The 16,504-nt window shown below is 65.1% G+C and carries 18 protein-coding genes and 1 pseudogene; 10 read left to right on the forward strand and 9 right to left on the reverse strand.

Annotated features, from left to right (window positions below; translation table 11 throughout):
• From LPZ50_RS10845 to LPZ50_RS10865, 5 genes and pseudogenes are all read left to right on the forward strand, one after another.
• Nucleotides 1–231: pseudogene (locus LPZ50_RS10845) on the forward strand (PLP-dependent aminotransferase family protein); the annotation flags it as partial.
• An 81-nt stretch (nucleotides 232–312) separates the two neighbouring features.
• The gene (locus LPZ50_RS10850; RefSeq protein WP_230661214.1) at nucleotides 313–660 is read left to right on the forward strand and encodes a TIGR01244 family sulfur transferase; all 348 of its coding nucleotides are present in this window, start codon (nucleotides 313–315) and stop codon (nucleotides 658–660) included.
• 91 nt (nucleotides 661–751) lie between these two features.
• Nucleotides 752–1,222 (forward strand): universal stress protein, encoded by a 471-nt coding sequence (locus LPZ50_RS10855; protein ID WP_230661224.1) that lies wholly within the window; start codon nucleotides 752–754, stop codon nucleotides 1,220–1,222.
• A gap of 160 nt (nucleotides 1,223–1,382) precedes the next feature.
• Nucleotides 1,383–3,488 (forward strand): elongation factor G, encoded by a 2,106-nt coding sequence (gene fusA, locus LPZ50_RS10860; protein WP_230661227.1) that lies wholly within the window; start codon nucleotides 1,383–1,385, stop codon nucleotides 3,486–3,488.
• A gap of 93 nt (nucleotides 3,489–3,581) precedes the next feature.
• On the forward strand, nucleotides 3,582–4,328 hold the full coding sequence (locus LPZ50_RS10865; protein WP_230661230.1) for a TerC family protein: 747 nt from the start codon (nucleotides 3,582–3,584) through the stop codon (nucleotides 4,326–4,328).
• A gap of 59 nt (nucleotides 4,329–4,387) precedes the next feature.
• On the opposite strand, the gene LPZ50_RS10870 is transcribed toward LPZ50_RS10865, so the two are convergent.
• Nucleotides 4,388–5,191, reverse strand: coding sequence for an alpha/beta fold hydrolase (locus tag LPZ50_RS10870; protein WP_230661233.1), 804 nt, complete (start codon nucleotides 5,189–5,191; stop codon nucleotides 4,388–4,390).
• 122 nt (nucleotides 5,192–5,313) lie between these two features.
• Here LPZ50_RS10870 and LPZ50_RS10875 point away from each other — a divergent pair, with 122 nt between their 5' ends.
• Entirely contained in the window at nucleotides 5,314–5,811 is a 498-nt protein-coding gene (locus LPZ50_RS10875) for a YbaK/EbsC family protein (protein WP_230661236.1), read from the forward strand.
• Between the two features lie 17 nt (nucleotides 5,812–5,828).
• Nucleotides 5,829–6,731: a DMT family transporter gene (locus LPZ50_RS10880; protein WP_230661239.1), complete on the forward strand. Its 903-nt coding sequence runs from the start codon at nucleotides 5,829–5,831 to the stop codon at nucleotides 6,729–6,731.
• 7 nt (nucleotides 6,732–6,738) lie between these two features.
• Here the strand turns inward: LPZ50_RS10880 and ybgF are convergent, their stop codons facing one another.
• From ybgF to LPZ50_RS10920, 8 genes are all read right to left on the reverse strand, one after another.
• The gene (gene ybgF / locus LPZ50_RS10885) at nucleotides 6,739–7,425 is read right to left on the reverse strand and encodes a tol-pal system protein YbgF (RefSeq protein ID WP_230661242.1); all 687 of its coding nucleotides are present in this window, start codon (nucleotides 7,423–7,425) and stop codon (nucleotides 6,739–6,741) included.
• Between the two features lie 86 nt (nucleotides 7,426–7,511).
• Nucleotides 7,512–8,015, reverse strand: coding sequence for a peptidoglycan-associated lipoprotein Pal (pal, locus tag LPZ50_RS10890; protein WP_230661244.1), 504 nt, complete (start codon nucleotides 8,013–8,015; stop codon nucleotides 7,512–7,514).
• Nucleotides 8,016–8,049: 34 nt separating this feature from the next.
• A complete protein-coding gene (gene tolB, locus LPZ50_RS10895; RefSeq protein WP_419195589.1) occupies nucleotides 8,050–9,369 on the reverse strand; it encodes a Tol-Pal system beta propeller repeat protein TolB in 1,320 nt (439 codons plus the stop codon).
• Between the two features lie 16 nt (nucleotides 9,370–9,385).
• The gene (tolA, locus tag LPZ50_RS10900; RefSeq protein ID WP_230661246.1) at nucleotides 9,386–10,555 is read right to left on the reverse strand and encodes a cell envelope integrity protein TolA; all 1,170 of its coding nucleotides are present in this window, start codon (nucleotides 10,553–10,555) and stop codon (nucleotides 9,386–9,388) included.
• Between the two features lie 31 nt (nucleotides 10,556–10,586).
• Nucleotides 10,587–11,036, reverse strand: a complete 450-nt coding sequence (tolR, locus tag LPZ50_RS10905) for a protein TolR (protein WP_230661250.1) — start codon at nucleotides 11,034–11,036, stop codon at nucleotides 10,587–10,589.
• Nucleotides 11,036–11,716: a protein TolQ gene (gene tolQ, locus LPZ50_RS10910; protein WP_230661253.1), complete on the reverse strand. Its 681-nt coding sequence runs from the start codon at nucleotides 11,714–11,716 to the stop codon at nucleotides 11,036–11,038. Before tolQ ends, tolR begins: the two co-directional genes overlap by 1 nt.
• 3 nt (nucleotides 11,717–11,719) lie before the next feature.
• Nucleotides 11,720–12,142 carry a tol-pal system-associated acyl-CoA thioesterase gene (gene ybgC, locus LPZ50_RS10915; protein ID WP_230661256.1) on the reverse strand — a complete coding sequence of 141 codons (423 nt, stop codon included), beginning with the start codon at nucleotides 12,140–12,142 and terminating at the stop codon, nucleotides 11,720–11,722.
• Between the two features lie 47 nt (nucleotides 12,143–12,189).
• The gene (locus LPZ50_RS10920) at nucleotides 12,190–13,920 is read right to left on the reverse strand and encodes a proline--tRNA ligase (protein ID WP_230661259.1); all 1,731 of its coding nucleotides are present in this window, start codon (nucleotides 13,918–13,920) and stop codon (nucleotides 12,190–12,192) included.
• Nucleotides 13,921–13,985: 65 nt separating this feature from the next.
• Between LPZ50_RS10920 and LPZ50_RS10925 the strand changes: the two genes are divergently transcribed.
• The 3 genes from LPZ50_RS10925 to LPZ50_RS10935 all read left to right on the forward strand — a co-directional run.
• Nucleotides 13,986–14,561 carry an RNA pyrophosphohydrolase gene (locus tag LPZ50_RS10925; protein ID WP_230661261.1) on the forward strand — a complete coding sequence of 192 codons (576 nt, stop codon included), beginning with the start codon at nucleotides 13,986–13,988 and terminating at the stop codon, nucleotides 14,559–14,561.
• Nucleotides 14,542–15,228: a response regulator gene (locus LPZ50_RS10930; RefSeq protein ID WP_230661262.1), complete on the forward strand. Its 687-nt coding sequence runs from the start codon at nucleotides 14,542–14,544 to the stop codon at nucleotides 15,226–15,228. Before LPZ50_RS10925 ends, LPZ50_RS10930 begins: the two co-directional genes overlap by 20 nt.
• On the forward strand, nucleotides 15,209–16,504 hold a 1,296-nt coding region (locus LPZ50_RS10935), incomplete at its 3' end, for a sensor histidine kinase (RefSeq protein ID WP_230661265.1). The genes LPZ50_RS10930 and LPZ50_RS10935, both read left to right, overlap by 20 nt.

Consider the following 16,504-nt stretch of genomic DNA (forward strand, 5'->3'; position numbering starts at 1 on the left):
CTGGCGGTGCCGCACGAGCCGCACGCGGGCATGTTTGTCTGGGCCGACTGCGGCCGCGACACCGAAAGCCTGGCCCGCACCGCGGCCGACCGCGGCCTGTTGCTGGCGCCCGGCAGCCTGTTCTCGCCGACCCAGGCGCCTTCATCGATGCTGCGGTTCTCGGTCGCCATGGTGGACACGCCCGGCATCTGGCCAGCCCTGGCCGGTGTGCTCGACACACCCGCCGTTTAAGCGCCGCGAACCTTGCGGCGCAAGCCCGGGGGAAGTCCTATACTGTTCTTCTTTTCCGGCTACATCATCCAAGGAATCAGCATGTCCGAGGTATCCATCAAACCCCTGACCGACAACTTCGCCGTGGCGCCGCAACTGTCGCCTGGCGACATGGCCGGCGTGGCCGCGGCCGGCTACAAAAGCGTCATCATCAACCGGCCTGATTTCGAAGGCGGCCCCGATCAACCCACCGCTGCCGACGTCGCGGCCGCGGCGCGCGAGGCCGGCTTGCAGATCGAATACCAGCCCGTCATCGGCAGCGCCATGACGGCCGCCGATGTTGCTCGCTTTGCCGAATTGTTGCGCACCATGCCCGGGCCCGTACTGGCGTATTGCCGTACTGGCACGCGATGCACTAATCTTTTCGTGGCATCGCAGCAGATGTCTTGATGGCTCTCAAGGCTGCGGGAAGACCGCAATGCGTATCATCGCGGTTTTCCAGTAGCATGGGTTCTCTCACCAGCACACTGGAGCAGGCAATATGTTCAAGAAAATCCTGATTCCCACCGACGGTTCGCCGCTGTCGGCGCAGGCTGCCAACGCCGGCATCTGCTTTGCGCGTTCGGTCGGTGCCGAAGTCGTGGCCCTGCACGTTACCCAGCCTTTTGCCGCTACCATCGGCTTCGACGGCATGGCGGCAGCCTATGCCATCACCGACGAAGACTACGAAAAAGCCTCGGCCGAGCAGGCCGAAAACTACCTGAAGCAAATCCTCGACCGCGCCGACACCGCCGGCGTCAAGGTGCAAACGCGCGCCGTATCCAATTTCAACGTGGCGGACGGCATTGTGCAGGCCGCCGCCGAAAACGGCTGCGACCTCATCTTCATCGGCAGCCACGGCCGCAGCGGCCTGTCGCGCCTGCTGCTGGGCAGCGTCACCGCCAAGGTGCTGTCGCTGGCGCACGTGGCGGTGCTGGTCTACCGCGTCAAAGAAGACAAAGAAAAGAAATAACCCCACCAGGCCCGGCCATGCCGGGCCTTTTTCTTTCCCCTATACCTGTGGCGCAGACAGGGCTATCCCCTGGCTTTGCGCCAGCCTGCGCGCATAATATTTCCCCTGGCACGGCCCATGGGCCGGTTGCCACGCCGGATTCACCTGACCAGGGGCCGCCATGACTCGCAAGACGCGCATCGAGCAATACCGCAATATCGGCATTTCCGCCCATATCGACGCGGGCAAAACCACCACGACCGAGCGCATCCTGTTCTACACGGGCATCACCCACAAGCTGGGCGAGGTCCATGATGGCGCGGCCGTGATGGACTGGATGGCCCAGGAACAGGAACGCGGCATCACCATCACGTCGGCCGCCACTACCGCTTTCTGGAGCGGCATGGCGGGCAATTATCCCGAGCATCGCATCAACATCATCGACACTCCGGGCCACGTCGATTTCACCATCGAGGTAGAGCGCTCGATGCGGGTGCTGGACGGCGCGTGCATGGTGTACGACTCCGTCGGCGGCGTACAGCCTCAGTCGGAAACCGTATGGCGGCAGGCCAACAAGTACGGCGTGCCGCGCATTGCCTTCGTGAACAAAATGGATCGCATCGGCGCGGATTTCTTCCGCGTGCAGAAGCAAATAGGTGAACGCCTGAAGGGCGACGCGGTGCCCATCCAGATTCCGGTGGGCGCCGAAGACCATTTCCAGGGCGTGGTCGACCTGGTCAAGATGAAGGCCATCATCTGGGACGACGACAGCCAGGGCGTGCGTTTCGAGTACCGCGATATCCCCGGCGACCTGGCCGCCTCGGCCCGGCAATGGCACGACCATATGGTCGAGAAGGCCGCCGAGGCCGATGAAGCCTTGCTGGAAAAATACCTGTCGGGCGAGCCCCTGTCCGAAGACGACATCAAGCGTGGTTTGCGCAAGCGCACCATCGCCAACGAGATCGTGCCCATGATGTGCGGCAGCGCCTTCAAGAACAAGGGTGTGCAGGCCATGCTGGACGCGGTTATCGACTACCTGCCTTCTCCCGTGGATGTGCCCGCCATCAAGGGCCACGACCAGCAAGACCGCGACATCGAGCGGCATCCCGCCGACAACGAGCCGTTCTCGGCGCTGGCGTTCAAGATCATGACCGACCCCTTCGTGGGCCAGTTGGTATTCTTCCGCGTGTATTCGGGGGTGGTGAAATCGGGCGACTCGGTGCTTAACCCGCTCAAGGGCAAGAAAGAACGGCTGGGGCGCCTGCTGCAAATGCACGCCAACGAGCGGCGCGAGATCAGCGAAGTTTATGCGGGCGACATCGCCGCGGCCGTGGGTATCAAAGAGGTTACCACCGGCGATACGCTGACCGACCCGGCGCACGTCATCATCCTGGAACGCATGACGTTCCCCGAGCCGGTCATTTCCCAGGCCGTCGAGCCCAAGACCAAGGCCGACCAGGAAAAAATGGGCCTGGCCCTCAACCGGCTGGCGCAGGAAGATCCCTCTTTCCGCGTCCGCACCGATGAAGAATCGGGCCAGACCATTATTTCGGGCATGGGCGAACTGCACCTGGAAATCCTGGTCGACCGCATGAAGCGTGAGTTCGGGGTGGAAGCCACGGTGGGCAAGCCGCAAGTGGCCTACCGGGAAACTATCCGCAAGACCTGCGACGAAGTGGAAGGCAAATTCGTCAAGCAGTCGGGCGGGCGCGGGCAATACGGCCACGTGGTGCTCAAGCTGGAACCGCAGGAGCCCGGCGCGGGCTTCGCGTTCGTGGATGCCATCAAGGGCGGAGTGGTGCCGCGCGAATTTATTCCGGCGGTTGAGCGCGGTGTGCGCGAAAGCCTCAATGCCGGCGTGCTGGCGGGCTATCCGGTTGTCGACGTGAAAGTCACCCTGGTTTTCGGTTCATACCACGACGTGGATTCCAACGAGAACGCCTTCCGCACCGCCGGCTCCATGGCTTTCAAGGAAGGCATGCGGCGGGCCCGGCCCGTGTTGCTGGAACCCATGATGCACGTCGAAGTGGAAACCCCCGAAGACTTCACCGGCCACGTCATGGGCGATTTGTCGTCGCGGCGCGGCATGGTGCAGGGCATGGACGATATCGCGGGCGGGGGCGGCAAGCTGGTGCGCGCCGAAGTGCCATTGGCCGAGATGTTCGGCTATTCTACCTCGCTGCGCTCGCTGACCCAGGGGCGCGCCACATACACCATGGAATTCAAGCACTACGCCGAGGCGCCCGCCCAGGTGGCCGAGCAGGTCATCGCGGCCCACGGCCGCTAGGCACCTGCCTTGCGGGCTATCGCGGGCGCAACGTCCGCGATAGCCATTGCCATGGTCTGCCGTTATGATCGCTAGACCATTGCCGGAGGCCCCATGGACTACATGCTCTCGCTTGCCGAACAACCCGCCGTCTGGGCGGCGCTGGCCACCCTGATCGTCATGGAAGTCGTGCTGGGCATCGACAACCTCATTTTCATTTCCATCATCACCAACAAACTGCCCGAACACCAGCAGTCGCGCGGGCGGCGCATCGGCATCGGGCTGGCGCTGATCCTGCGGCTGGCGCTGCTGGGGACGGTGGCGTTCATCGTGCAACTGACGCAGCCCTTGTTCACGGTGTTCGGCCAGGCGTTTTCCTGGCGCGATCTCATCCTGATCGCCGGCGGCCTGTTCCTGGTATGGAAAGCCACCAAGGAAATCCATCACCACGTCGACCCGACCCCCGACGGCGACATGTTCGACGGCAAGAAGGCAACCCTGACCTTCGGTTCGGCGGTGGCGCAGATCCTGATGCTGGACCTGGTGTTTTCCATCGACAGCATCATTACCGCGGTGGGCATGACCGACCACATCCCCGTCATGTTCATCGCGGTCATCGTCGCCGTCACGGTCATGCTGCTGGCCGCCGACCCGCTGGCCAATTTCATCAAGCGCAACCCCACCGTGGTGATGCTGGCGCTGGGCTTCCTGCTGATGATAGGCATGACGCTCATTGCCGAAGGCTTCGGGGCGCATGTGCCCAAGGGCTACATCTACGCGGCCATGGCCTTCTCGGCGCTGGTCGAGGGGCTGAACATGATGGCCCGGCGCGCCAGCTCGCACCGGGGCGGCGGGCACTAGTGGCTGCCCCATTGTTTCGTGGCGGTGTATCTATGGGACAGCACACCAGGGGCCTGGTGTCAGGCCAGAAAGCTCTCGATGGCCGCGTTGAAGGCGCGTGGATTGCCCAGGTTCATGCCGTGCGAAGAGCCCGCGATCACTTCCCTGCTGGCGGATGGCAGCCACTCGGCCAGCATGTCCAGCACGGCGGGGTAGGGCGCCGGGCTCAGCGCGCCGCCGATCAGCAGCGTGGGCAGGCCCAGCCGCTCGACCTGTTCACGCGCCAGCGGCGGCAGTGATTCGGCCGCCTGCCCGCCCAGCGTGGACGCATTGTCGCGCACCATGTCCTTGAACCACGGCACCATGCGGCGCCAGGTGTCGGCGCCCGACACGGTGTCCACGAACATGGCCAGCCCGCCATCCACATTGCCGGATTCGATCATTGCCAGCGCGCGTTGCCGGAAGCCGTCGCGCCGATCAGTGGCCTGGCCGGGCAGGGGCAGGCCGGGATCTGCCAGCGTCAGGGACCGCACCCGTTGCGGCGCGCGCAAGGCAGCCTCGAGCGCCACGCGGGCCCCGCGTGAATGGCCCACCACGTGGGCCGCGCCTTCGCCCAGGGTATCGATAAAGGCCAGTACGTCATCGACATGCTGGTCTATGGAAAAATCTGCTCCGTCCCACTGCTGTGGCCAGTAATGGCGCAAGCTGGGCGCCAGCACGCGGAACGACCGGCCCAGCGGCGCCATCTGGTATTTCCAGTAGCGGCAGTCGCACAGCGACCCGTGCACCAAGACCAGCGGCGTACCTGCGCCGTACTCGGTGTAGGTCGTGGCGTAGCCATTGATGTGGGCGGTCTGCAGGGGTAGCTGGGGGTCTGAGCGCATGGAGAGCAGGCAAGGGTTCCAGCGCGTGATTCTAGCGCCCCGGGGCGCGGCACGCTGCTAAACTCGACGTCCATGTCCCGCCGCGCTGCCTGGCGGCGGCCGATTCCATGGAACCTTCCCGCATGTCTGCCGAATCCGTATCCTTCCTGCCCGAGTCGGCGCAGCGCGTAGCCCGCCTGCTGCAAGGCCTGGGCCATGAACACGCCATCGTCATGTTGCCGCAAACCGGCAAAACCTCGGCCGAGGCCGCGCAGGGCCTGGGCTGCCAGGTCGCCCAAATCGCCAAGTCCATCATTTTCCGGCGCCGGGTCGACGATGTGCCGGTGCTGGTCATCGCCAGCGGCGCCAATCGGGTCGACGAAGCCAAAGTGGCCGCCCTGGTAGGAGAACTGGCCAAGGCCGACGCCCGCTACGTGCGCGACATGACAGGTTATGCCATTGGCGGCGTGTGCCCCATCGGCCATGCCGTCAAGCCTGCCATGCTGCTCGACCAAGACCTGTTCCAGTACGACACATTATGGGCGGCCGCCGGCCACCCCCATGCGGTGTTCCAGCTAAGCCCGCGCCAACTGGCCGACATGACAGGCGCCGCGGTGGCCGATGTCGCCCTGCGCGCCTGACCAGGGAAACCGCCGCCATGGACTGGACCTGGGTCTGGATACCCGCGACGCTGGCCGCCGCCGCCGCGCAGGCGGGCCGCAACGCCGTGCAGCGCAGCCTGACTGCTACGCTGGGCACCTTGGGGGCTACCCAGGTGCGCTTTCTGTTCGGTTTCCCCTTCGCTTTGCTGTTCCTGGCCCTGGTGTGGGCGGCGGATGGCGGGCCGGCGCCCGGCGCGGGCGCTGAGTTCCTGCTGTTCGTGCTGGGTGGGGCGGTGGCGCAGATCACCGCCACGGCGCTGATGCTGGCGGCCATGCGCGAACGTTCCTTCGTGGTGGTTACTGCCTGGACCAAGACCGAACCGGTGCAGGTCGCGTTGTTCGGCTTTGCCGTGCTGGGCGACCCCCTGTCGCCATTGGGCATTGCGGCGGTGCTGCTGGCGACGCTGGGCGTAGTGCTGATGTCGGGCAACGCTGGCGCGGCCACGGGGCGCGGCAGTCTGCGGCCCGCGTTGCTGGGCCTGGTCTCGGGCGCTTTTTTTGCACTGTCGGCCATCGGTTTTCGCGGCGCCATCCTGGCGCTGGATAGCGGCGGCTTCGTGCTCAAGGCCACCTGGACGCTGGCGTGGTCGCTGGGGGTGCAGACGCTGCTGCTGGTGGCCTGGATGCTGCTGTTCAATCGGGCGCTGCTGAAGGCCTGCGTGGCCGCCTGGCGGGCGTCGATCTGGGGCGGCCTGCTCGGCGCAACGGCGTCGCAAGGCTGGTTCCTGGGCTTTGCCCTGACGGCTGCCGCCAATGTCCGCACCCTGGGCCTGGTTGAGGTGCTGTTTGCCCAGGTATTGTCGCGCCGCCTGTTCTCGCACGCCAGCAGCCGGCGCGAACTGGGCGGTATCGCCCTGATCGTGATCGGGGTCGGGCTGCTGCTGGCGGCGTCTGCTTAGCGGCTTCTTACTGCAGCAGTTGCAGGCGGTTCTGCGCCGTGGCCGCGGCCTGCGTGTTGGGGTAGTCTTTCACAATGCGCTGCAGCGACGCCTTGGCGCCGGCGCGGTTGTTCATTTCGATCTGGCTGCCGGCAATGACCAGCAGCGCGTCGGGCGCGCGCGGGCTGTCGGGCGACTGCTGCACCAACTGGTTCAGTTCGTCGATGGCGCCCTTGTAGTCCCGCACCGCGTAGCGGCTGCTGCCCAGGTAGAACTTGGCCGTGGGTGCCAGTTGGCTGTCGGGATACAGCGCAATGAAGGCGGCCAGCGATTCGCCGGCTTCTTTGTATTGCCCCTTGCGGAACTGGTCGATGGCACCGTCGTAAGCAGCCTGTTCGCGCGGGTCGCTGGCCGTGGCGCCCGGGGGGTTGTTGGCGCCGCCCTGGCCCGGCTGCGTGCCCGGCTGCTGGCGCGACACCAGTTCCAGTTGTTCACGCAATTGCGCAATTTCCTGCTGCATGGCCTGCATCTGGTCGGCTAACTGCAGCCGGGCGCGCTGGTTCTGCTCGTGCTGCTGCTGAACTTGTTTACGCAAGTCCAGGATGGCCCGGCGGGCTTCGTCATCCGAGAAAGCATGGGCGGGGGCGGCGATCGCGGCCGCGGCCAGGGCAGCCGTAACGACCAGGGTACGCAGGGGCAGGACTTGTGCGCGCATGGGATCTTTCCAAAGTCTAAAAACAAAAACGTCGGAACGGCCGCTTGACCGTTCCGACGCGCGGCAGGGCTAGTGCGCGGAAATGCTTAGCGCTGATACTCGATATCGGCGCGGCGGTTCTCCGCGAAATCGGCTTCGGAAGTGCCCGTGGCGCGGGGCTTTTCCTTGCCGAAGCTGATGGTCTCGATTTGCGCGTCGCTGACGCCCAGCAGGGTCATCATGCGGCGCACGGCGTCGGCACGGCGCTGGCCCAGGGCCAGGTTGTATTCGGCGCCGCCGCGCTCGTCGGTGTTGCCTTGGATCTGCACGCGCTGCTGCTGGTTCGAAGACAGGTAGCGGGCGTGCGTTTCAACCAGGCTGCGGTACTGCTCGGGCACCGTGTAGCTGTCGAAGTCGAAGTACACCGAACGCTGCTGGGCCAGGACGCTCTGCGGGTTGAACGGATCCATGATCTGGCCCGAGGCGGTGCCTTGGCCGGTGCCGGTGGAGCCGGTCTGGCCAGACTGTTCGTCCAGCGGAACCGAGCTGCAAGCCGCCAGAGCGGCTGCCAGGGCGGCGATGGTGAGGCTTTTGGCAATGCGCATTTTCATGATTGTTCCTTTGCAAAGAAGGGTCATACGTGTGTTAACGGGTAAAAGGGCCCCAAGTCGGTTCACGTACTTCCCCATTCAGTACCGAGAGCGTCTGCCGCACGCGACCATCGCTGGACACGCCTGCCAATACGCTGCGGCCATTCTGGACCGCCGCATAAAGGATCTGCATGCCATTGGGCGCAAAACTCGGTGCTTGATCGTCGCGACCATCGGTCAGCAGAGTTTCAGTGCCCGTGGCAAGTTGGAGTGAGGCGATGCGAAACGCGCCGTCGCGTCTTGAAACGTACAGCAGCGTGGAACCGTCGGGGGAAATTCGGGGTGAGATGTTGTAACTACCGTTAAAAGTGAGCCGACGGGCATCGCCTCCGTCGAGGCTGGTTTGATAGATTTGCGGTCCACCGCTGCGATCACTGGTAAAGATAATAGAACGGCCATCGGGCGTAAAGATGGGTTCGGTGTCGATGCCGGGGGAACGCGTCAAACGGCGCATATTCGAGCTTCCGTCGGCGCTGACGATGTAAATTTGCGACAAACCATCGCGCGTCAGTGCCACGGCCAGTTTGCTGCCATCGGGCGACCACGCCGGGGCGCTGTTGTTGCCTTTGAAATTAGCCACCGGGATTCGGTTGCTCGAAGACAACGTGTGCACATACACAACAGGTTTGCCGGATTCGAAGCTTACATACGCCAGTTTGCTGCCATCGGGCGACCATGCCGGCGAAATGATCGGTTCACGCGAGCGCAGGGCAACCTGCGGGTTCTGGCCGTCGGCATCGGCCACTTGCAGTTCGTAGGTATTGCCGCGCTTGAGCACATAAGCGATGCGGGTCGAGAACACACCACGCACACCGGTGATCTTTTCATAGATGCGGTCGGCGATCTGGTGCGCGACACGGCGCAATTCCTGTTCGGTGCCCGAGAACGCCACGCCGTCCAACTGGCCTTTCTTGACCGTATCGGCCAGGCGGTAGCGCACGTCGAAGCGGCCGTCGGGACCGCGCGTGATGCTGCCATAGGCCAGGAAATCGGCGCCCTTGGTGCGCCAGTCGTCGTAGGCGACCGGCGAATCGACGTTCAGTCCGGCGCCCGCCGCATTGATCAGGCGGAACTGCCCGGTACGGGTCAGGTCGGCGCGGATGACTTCGGCCAGGGCGCGGCCATGGACGTCATCGACGGCGAAGTCGGCAATGGCCACCGGGTACTGGGTGGCACCGGTGCCGGAAATATCCACGCGCAATTGCGCATGGGCCGGCTGCCAGACGAGCAGGGCGATTGCCGTCAGCATGGCGAACAGCGTGACATAAGCACGCGCAAGCCCGGGTGAAAACGGGCGGCTGGAGGCGGGAGTCATGGTCGGCAATCTCCTGTCAGTCATACATTCTGTACACAACGTCGATAACGGACGCATAGCCGCCCGTCGAGGGTTTGGGGAACGGATTGCAGCGCCGGATACCGGTTTCCACCGCGCGGTCGAAACCCGTGTTGCCCGACGAACTGGTCAGGCTCACGCCCGTGACCTTGCCGTCTGAACTCAACTGTACCCGGTATTGCGCGGTGGGGTTGGACGAGCCGCTGCGCGGCGGGGTGGGATAGGCCACGCCCGGTCGAACGCAGGCACGAACCTTCGCGCCGTAGCCATCGTCCCGGCCGCCGCCTTGCTGGTTGCGGTCGGCAGTGCCGCCGGGGATGCCGGCCGCGCCCATGGCGTCGTTGCGGAACGCTTCGCGCAGGGCCTTGTCCGCGGCCGCTTTCTTGGCTGCCGCGGCTTTTTCCGCGGCGGCCTTCTTGGCGGCTTCTTCCTTGGCTTTTTTCTCGGCAGCGGCTTTCTTCTCGGCCGCAGCCTTTTCCGCGGCCGCTTTCTCGGCGGCCGCCTTTTTCTCCGCGGCTGCCTTCTCGGCCGCGGCTTTCTCAGCCGCCGCCTTCTTCTCGGCGGCCGCCTTCTCGGCAGCGGCTTTTTCGGCGGCAGCTTTCTCGGCCGCCGCTTTCTCGGCCGCGGCCTTCTCCGCCGCCTTGCGCTCCTGTTCCAGGCGCTGCTTTTCTTTCAGTTCGGCCTGCTTGCGCTCTTCTTCCAGGCGGGCCTTTTCCTTGGCGGCCTCGGCTTCCTGGCGTGCCTTCTCTTCCTGCTCGCGCTTCTTGCGTTCCTCTTCCAGCGCGATTTCGGGGTCGGGCTGCGGAGGCTGCGGTTCTTCCACCGGAGGCGGGGCAGGGGGGGGCTCGGGCTGTGGTTCGGGTTCGGGTTGGGGCGCCGGTTGCGGCTCGGGTTCGGGTTCGGGCTGGGGTTGGGGTTGGGGCGGTTCAGGCTGGGGTTGCGGCTCGTCCGGCTGTTCTTGCGGCGGCGGGGCGTCGGGCGAGTCACCTTCGGCCCACAGTTCCACCTGGACGGGGCCGGGGTTTTCCGAGCGCCAGTTCACGCCGAAAATCAGCACGATCACCAGCAGCACGTGTACCAGGATGGCCAGGCCCAGGGCCTTGCGGTTGTCTTGCGCGGCGGGGGTGATCGGCGCGGTGCTGTCGTGTCGAATAATGGGCGGGGTCATAGGCAGTGCGGAAGCGGTACGCGGGGGCGCGTCAACGCTTTTCTTGTTCCTGCGCGGCCGCGCCCTGGTCGACCAGCAGGCCCAGGCGGGTAACGCCGTTGCTGCGCAGGTCATCCATGATCTTCACCACGGTTTCGTAGGGCACCTTGCCGTCGGCGGCAATCACCACCGGCGTTTCCGCCGTGATGCGCTGCCGGACTTGGTCGACCAACTGGTCGCGGGGGATATCCTGCGGCGTGGCGCCGGCCTCGCGCATGCGCAGCGCCACCTGGCCATCTTCGGATACCTGCACCTCCAGCGGCGTGGCGGGCACTTCCGAGGCCTGGCCCACCGACGGCAGGTTGATCAGCCCGGGAGTGATCAAGGGGGCGGTAACCATGAAGATCACCAGCAGCACCAGCATCACGTCGATGTACGGCACGACGTTGATGTCGGCTTTCATGCGGCGGCCCGCGCGGCCGTTCGACCGTAGCGACGGCATCAGCGCACCTGGCGTTGCAGAATGTTCAGGAACTCATCGACGAAGCTGTCGAACCGGATCGACAGGCGGTCGATGTCGTGGGTGTAGCGGTTGTAGGCCACCACCGCGGGAATCGCCGCGAACAGGCCGATGGCCGTGGCGATCAGGGCCTCGGCGATACCGGGGGCCACCGATGCCAGCGTGGCCTGCTGCATGTTGGACAGGCCGATGAAGGCGTGCATGATGCCCCAGACCGTGCCCAGCAGGCCGATGTACGGGCTGACCGAGCCGGCCGATGCCAGGAAGTTCAGGTGCGATTCGAGCGAATCCATTTCACGCTGGTAGGCGGCGCGCATCGCGCGGCGCGGGCCGTCCAGCATGGTGTTGGCGTCGCCGTTGGGATGCGTGCGGCGCGCCTTCAGGAACTCGGTCATGCCGGCATCGAAGATGCGCGCCAGCGCACCCTGTTCGTCGCGGCGGCTGGCCACGGCCTGTTGCAGCATGGACAGGTCGCCGCCCGACCAGAAATCGTCTTCGAAGCGGCGCGTCTGCGCATGGGCGCGCTTGATGGCAAGCCGCTTGGCGAAAATGTAGGTCCAGGACAGGATGGAAATGCCCAGCAGCAGCAGCATGATGAGCTGGACGGGGACGCTGGCGTGGGTAACCAGCGAAAGCAACGACATGTCGTTGGTGACTTGCATGGGTTATTCCTGAAGGGATTCCAGTTTGGTGCGAACAACGGCCGGCAGTGCCGCCGGCCGAAAATTCATGGCGTCGACACAGCAGACTTGGATATTGCCGTGCGCGAGCAGTTCCCCGTCGCGTTCGGCACGTTGGGCGAAGTGTATCGAAGCGCGGCCCACTCGGGTGATACGGCTGCGTATCGTAATGAAATCGTCAAGCTTTGCCGGCTTGCGGTAGGACATGTCCAGAGAATGGACGACGAAGATCCGCCCTTCGCCTGCGGCCAGCGCCGATTGCTGTACTCCCAGCCCGCGCAGCCACTCGGTACGGGCGCGTTCCAGGAATTTCAGGTAGTTGGCATAGAACACTACTCCGCCCGCATCCGTGTCTTCATAGTAGACACGGATGTTCAGGACGGATTCGGCAGACTTCGGTTCGATCACAGTGGGTATGGCAGCCTCTCGGTCGCCGGGCAGCAGGGCCGGGCAGTCTACAGCGTTTCCAGTTTCGCCAGCACCTGTTCCAGGGCTGACTCGGTGGGGATCTTCGCGGCCTCGCTTTCGCGGCGGGCCTGCAATTCCACCACACCGTCGTTAAGGCCGCGTTCTCCAACTGTTACGCGCACGGGCACCCCGATCAGTTCCCATTCGGCGAACATCACGCCCGGCCGGGCGTCACGGTCGTCCAGAATGACATCCACGCCGCGAGCGCGCAGTTGGTCATACAATTTTACGGCTTCGTTACGTACCGTTTCATTTTTACCCCAGCCGACCGGGCAAATAACCACCTCGAAGGGCGCGATGGCGCGGGGCCACACAATGCCCCGCGCGTCATTGTTCTGCTCGATGGCGGCCGCCGCGATCCGGCTGATGCCGATGCCGTAGCAGCCCATCTGCAGGGTGGCCGGCTTGCCGTTTTCGTCCAGGAAGGTGGCTTTCAGGGCGTCGGAATACTTGGTGCCCAGGAAAAACACGTGGCCGACCTCGATGCCGCGCTGGATGGCCAGGCGGCCCTTGCCGTCGGGCGACGGGTCGCCTTCGACCACGTTGCGCAAATCGGCCACCAGTTCGGGTTCGGGCAGGTCGCGGCCCCAGTTGGCACCCTGGTAGTGGAAATCTTCGCGGTTGGCGCCGCAGACGAAATCGGCCATGTTGGCCACCGTGCGGTCGGCCACCACGCGTACGGGCAGGGCGGTGCCGATGGGGCCCAGGTAGCCGGGCTTGCAGCCGAAATGCGCCACGATCTCGTCTTCGGTGGCAAAACGGAACCCGGCCAGCCCGGGCAGCTTGCCGGCCTTGACCTCGTTGAGTTCGTGGTCGCCGCGCAGCAGCAACAGCCATACCTGGACCTTGCCGGGTTCAGGCTCGGTGGCCAGCACGATGGATTTCAGGGTGCGGTCCAGGGGCAGGCCCAGCAGCTTGGCCACGTCTTCGCACTTGGCGGCGCCCGGGGTGGGCACCGCTTCCAGGGCCTGGGCAGCCGGCGCGCGTTCGGCCAGCAGGCCGGGCGCCTCGGCCAGTTCCATATTGGCGGCGTACTGGGATTCGGGGCTGTACACCAGCAGGTCTTCGCCGGTGTCGGCGATCACCTGGAACTCGTGGCTGCGTGAACCGCCGATCGAGCCCGTGTCCGCGGCCACCGCGCGGAATTCCAGGCCCAGCCGCCCGAAAATGCGCAGATAGGCTTCGTACATGCGGTCGTAGCTTGCCTGGGCGCCGGCCTCGTCGCGGTCGAACGAGTAAGCGTCTTTCATGGTGAATTCGCGTCCGCGCATCAGGCCGAAGCGGGGGCGTCGCTCGTCGCGGAATTTCGTCTGGATATGGTAGAAATTCAGCGGCAGCTGCCGGTAGCTGTGGATTTCATTGCGGGCGATGTCCGTAATGACTTCTTCCGAGGTGGGCTGCAGCACGAAATCGCGCTGGTGGCGGTCTTTGATGCGCAGCAGTTCGGCGCCGTATTGCACCCAGCGGCCCGATTCCTGCCACAGTTCGGCCGGCTGCACTACGGGCATCAGCAGCTCGATGGCGCCGGCCGCGTTCATCTCGTCGCGAACGATCGCCTCGATCTTGCGGATCACCTTCAGCCCCATGGGCATGTAGGTGTAAATGCCGCCCGCCAGCTTGCGGATCATGCCGGCCCGGGTCATCAGGCGGTGGCTGGCAACTTCGGCCTCGGCGGGGGCCTCTTTCAGGGTGTTCAGGTGGTAGGTGGATGCGCGCATGTTTAAAGGTGGCTACAGATACGTATAATCGACCGTAATTGTATTGAATTCGGTGGGGGTGGCCCATGCTTGATCGTGAAGGCTACCGTCCCAATGTCGGCATTATTCTCGTCAACACCAAGAACGAGGTCTTTTGGGGCAAGCGTATCAGGGAACACGCGTGGCAGTTCCCGCAGGGCGGCATCAAGTACGGCGAAAGCCCGGTGCAGGCCATGTATCGCGAACTCCACGAAGAAGTGGGCCTGAAGCCCGAACATGTCCGTATTTTGGGGCGTACACGCGATTGGCTGCGTTATAACGTACCGGATCATTTCGTCCGGCGCGAATGGCGCGGCCACTATAAAGGTCAAAAACAGATCTGGTTCCTGTTGCGCCTGGTCGGCCGCGACTGCGACGTGTGCCTGCGGGCCACGCAGCATCCGGAATTCGACGCCTGGCGCTGGAGCCAGTATTGGGTGCCGCTGGACGCGGTCATCGAGTTCAAGCGCGAGGTCTACACCATGGCGCTGAACGAACTGTCGACCATTCTCTTCCGGCGCCAGCACGAAACCCGCTACCTGCGCCAGCGTATCCATGGCCAGGCGCGGGCCGCCGATGGCCTGCCCGCCGAACCCGACGGCCATGCGCATATTGCTGGTTGAAGACGAACTCGAAATGGCATCGTGGCTGGTGAGGGCGCTTGCGCAAAGCGGCTTCACCCCCGACCACGCCCCCGACGCGCGCAGCGCCGAGGCCCTCATGGCCGCCAACGAGTACGACGCCATCGTCATGGACCTGCGCCTGCCCGACAAGCATGGCCTGGTGCTGTTGCGCGACATGCGCAACCGCGAAGACAGCACGCCGGTGCTGGTGCTGACGGCGCAGGGCGCGCTGCAGGACCGGGTGCGCGGCCTGAATCTGGGCGCCGACGACTTCCTTACCAAGCCCTTCGCCCTGGAAGAACTCGAGGCGCGCGTCGCGGCCCTGGTACGCCGCAATCGCGGCCGGCAGTATCCCCGCCTGCAGTGCGGCTCGTTGTCCTACGATGGCGAAAGCCGGGCCTTCACCCTGGACGGCAACCTGCTTTTCCTTACTCCGCGCGAACACGCCGCCCTGGTGGCCCTGCTCAGCCGCAGCGGCTATCCGGTCGACAAGGCGCAGCTGTTCGGTAAAGTATTCACCCGCGACAGCGAAGCCAACCTGGATGCGATCGAAGTCGTGCTGCATCGGCTGCGCAAGAAGCTGGCCGGCAGCGATGTCCGCATCGTCACCGTGCGCGGCCTGGGCTACATGCTGGAAAGCATCGCCAGTGAACCCGCCGGAACCTAGCCGCGTGCGCTTGCCGCGGGTCGGCATTCGCACGCTGCTGATCACGCTGCTGCTGCCGGGGGTCATCCTGCTGCTGGTCATCGACAGCTGGAACGACTACCGCACGCTGGCCGCCATTACCAACGAAGCCTACGACAGCGCGCTGCTGGAACCGGCCCGCGTGCTGGAAAGCAGCATCGAATTCAACGACGCCGGCGAACTCGTCGTGGCCACGCCGGTCTATGCCCAGGTCATTCTCGAATCCAAGGCGGGCCTGCGCAAATATTTCCGTATCGAGGAAGTCATCCCGCCGGTGGCCGAGGGCGCGCCGTTCGTGCCGCCGCCCGGGCGCACCCTGGCCGGCATGCCCGAACTGCCCCGCCCGCCGGAATGGCCGTCTGCGCGCGGCGAGGCCATGTTCTTCAATAGTGTCTATCGCAATGACCCGGTCCGCGTGGTGGCCGTGCTGCGCGACCTGCACTACCGAGGGCAACACCGCCAGGTGCTGGTGCTGGTGGCCGAAAGCATAGGCCGGCGCCTGCAGGCCGAAACGGCGGCCCGCCGCCAGGAACTGCTGCGCGACGCGCGGATGCTGTCGCTGGTTGCCATCCTGGTCTGGTGGGGGGTGGCGTGGTCGCTGCGGCCCCTGGCGCGGCTGCGCAACGATATCCGCGCCCGCCGGCCCGACGACCTGACCCCGCTCGACACCACCCGCATCCCCAGCGAGGTCATCCCCCTGGTCGAGGCCGTGAACTACCACGTCGAGCGTCATCGCCGCATGCTGGACGAGCAGTCGCAGTTCCTGGCCGACGCCTCGCACCAGTTGCGCACGCCTCTGGCCATCATGCTGACCCAGGCCCAGTACGCCCTGCGCGAGCCCGACCCCAAGCGGGCCCAGGAGGGCTTGCGCGCCATCGTGGACCAACTGGGCCGCACGCGGCGCCTTACCGAACAGCTGCTGTCGCTGGCGCATGCCAATCAGGCCGAACCCACGCCGCGCCAGCAGGTGGATCTCAACGCCGTGGCGCGCGACGTGGTGCTGCAGTATCTGCCGCTGTCGCACGAAAAGCAGCAGGACCTGGGCTGGGCGTCGGCCCAGCCTGGCGAGGGCGAGGCCGGCGGCATGCTTGCGCCCGTGCTGGGCAGCGAAGTCGAACTGTATGAAGCCCTGGCGAATCTGGTGCACAACGCCATTCATTACGCACCGGCCGGCGCGCGCATTACCGTATCGGTGGCGCGGCTGCACGGGCGGGCCGAGGTGGCGGTGGCCGACAATGGGCCGGGCATCGACGCGGGC

This window comes from Bordetella petrii (assembly GCF_020991325.1).
Taxonomy (GTDB): Bacteria; Pseudomonadota; Gammaproteobacteria; order Burkholderiales; family Burkholderiaceae_B; genus Bordetella_A; species Bordetella_A petrii_E.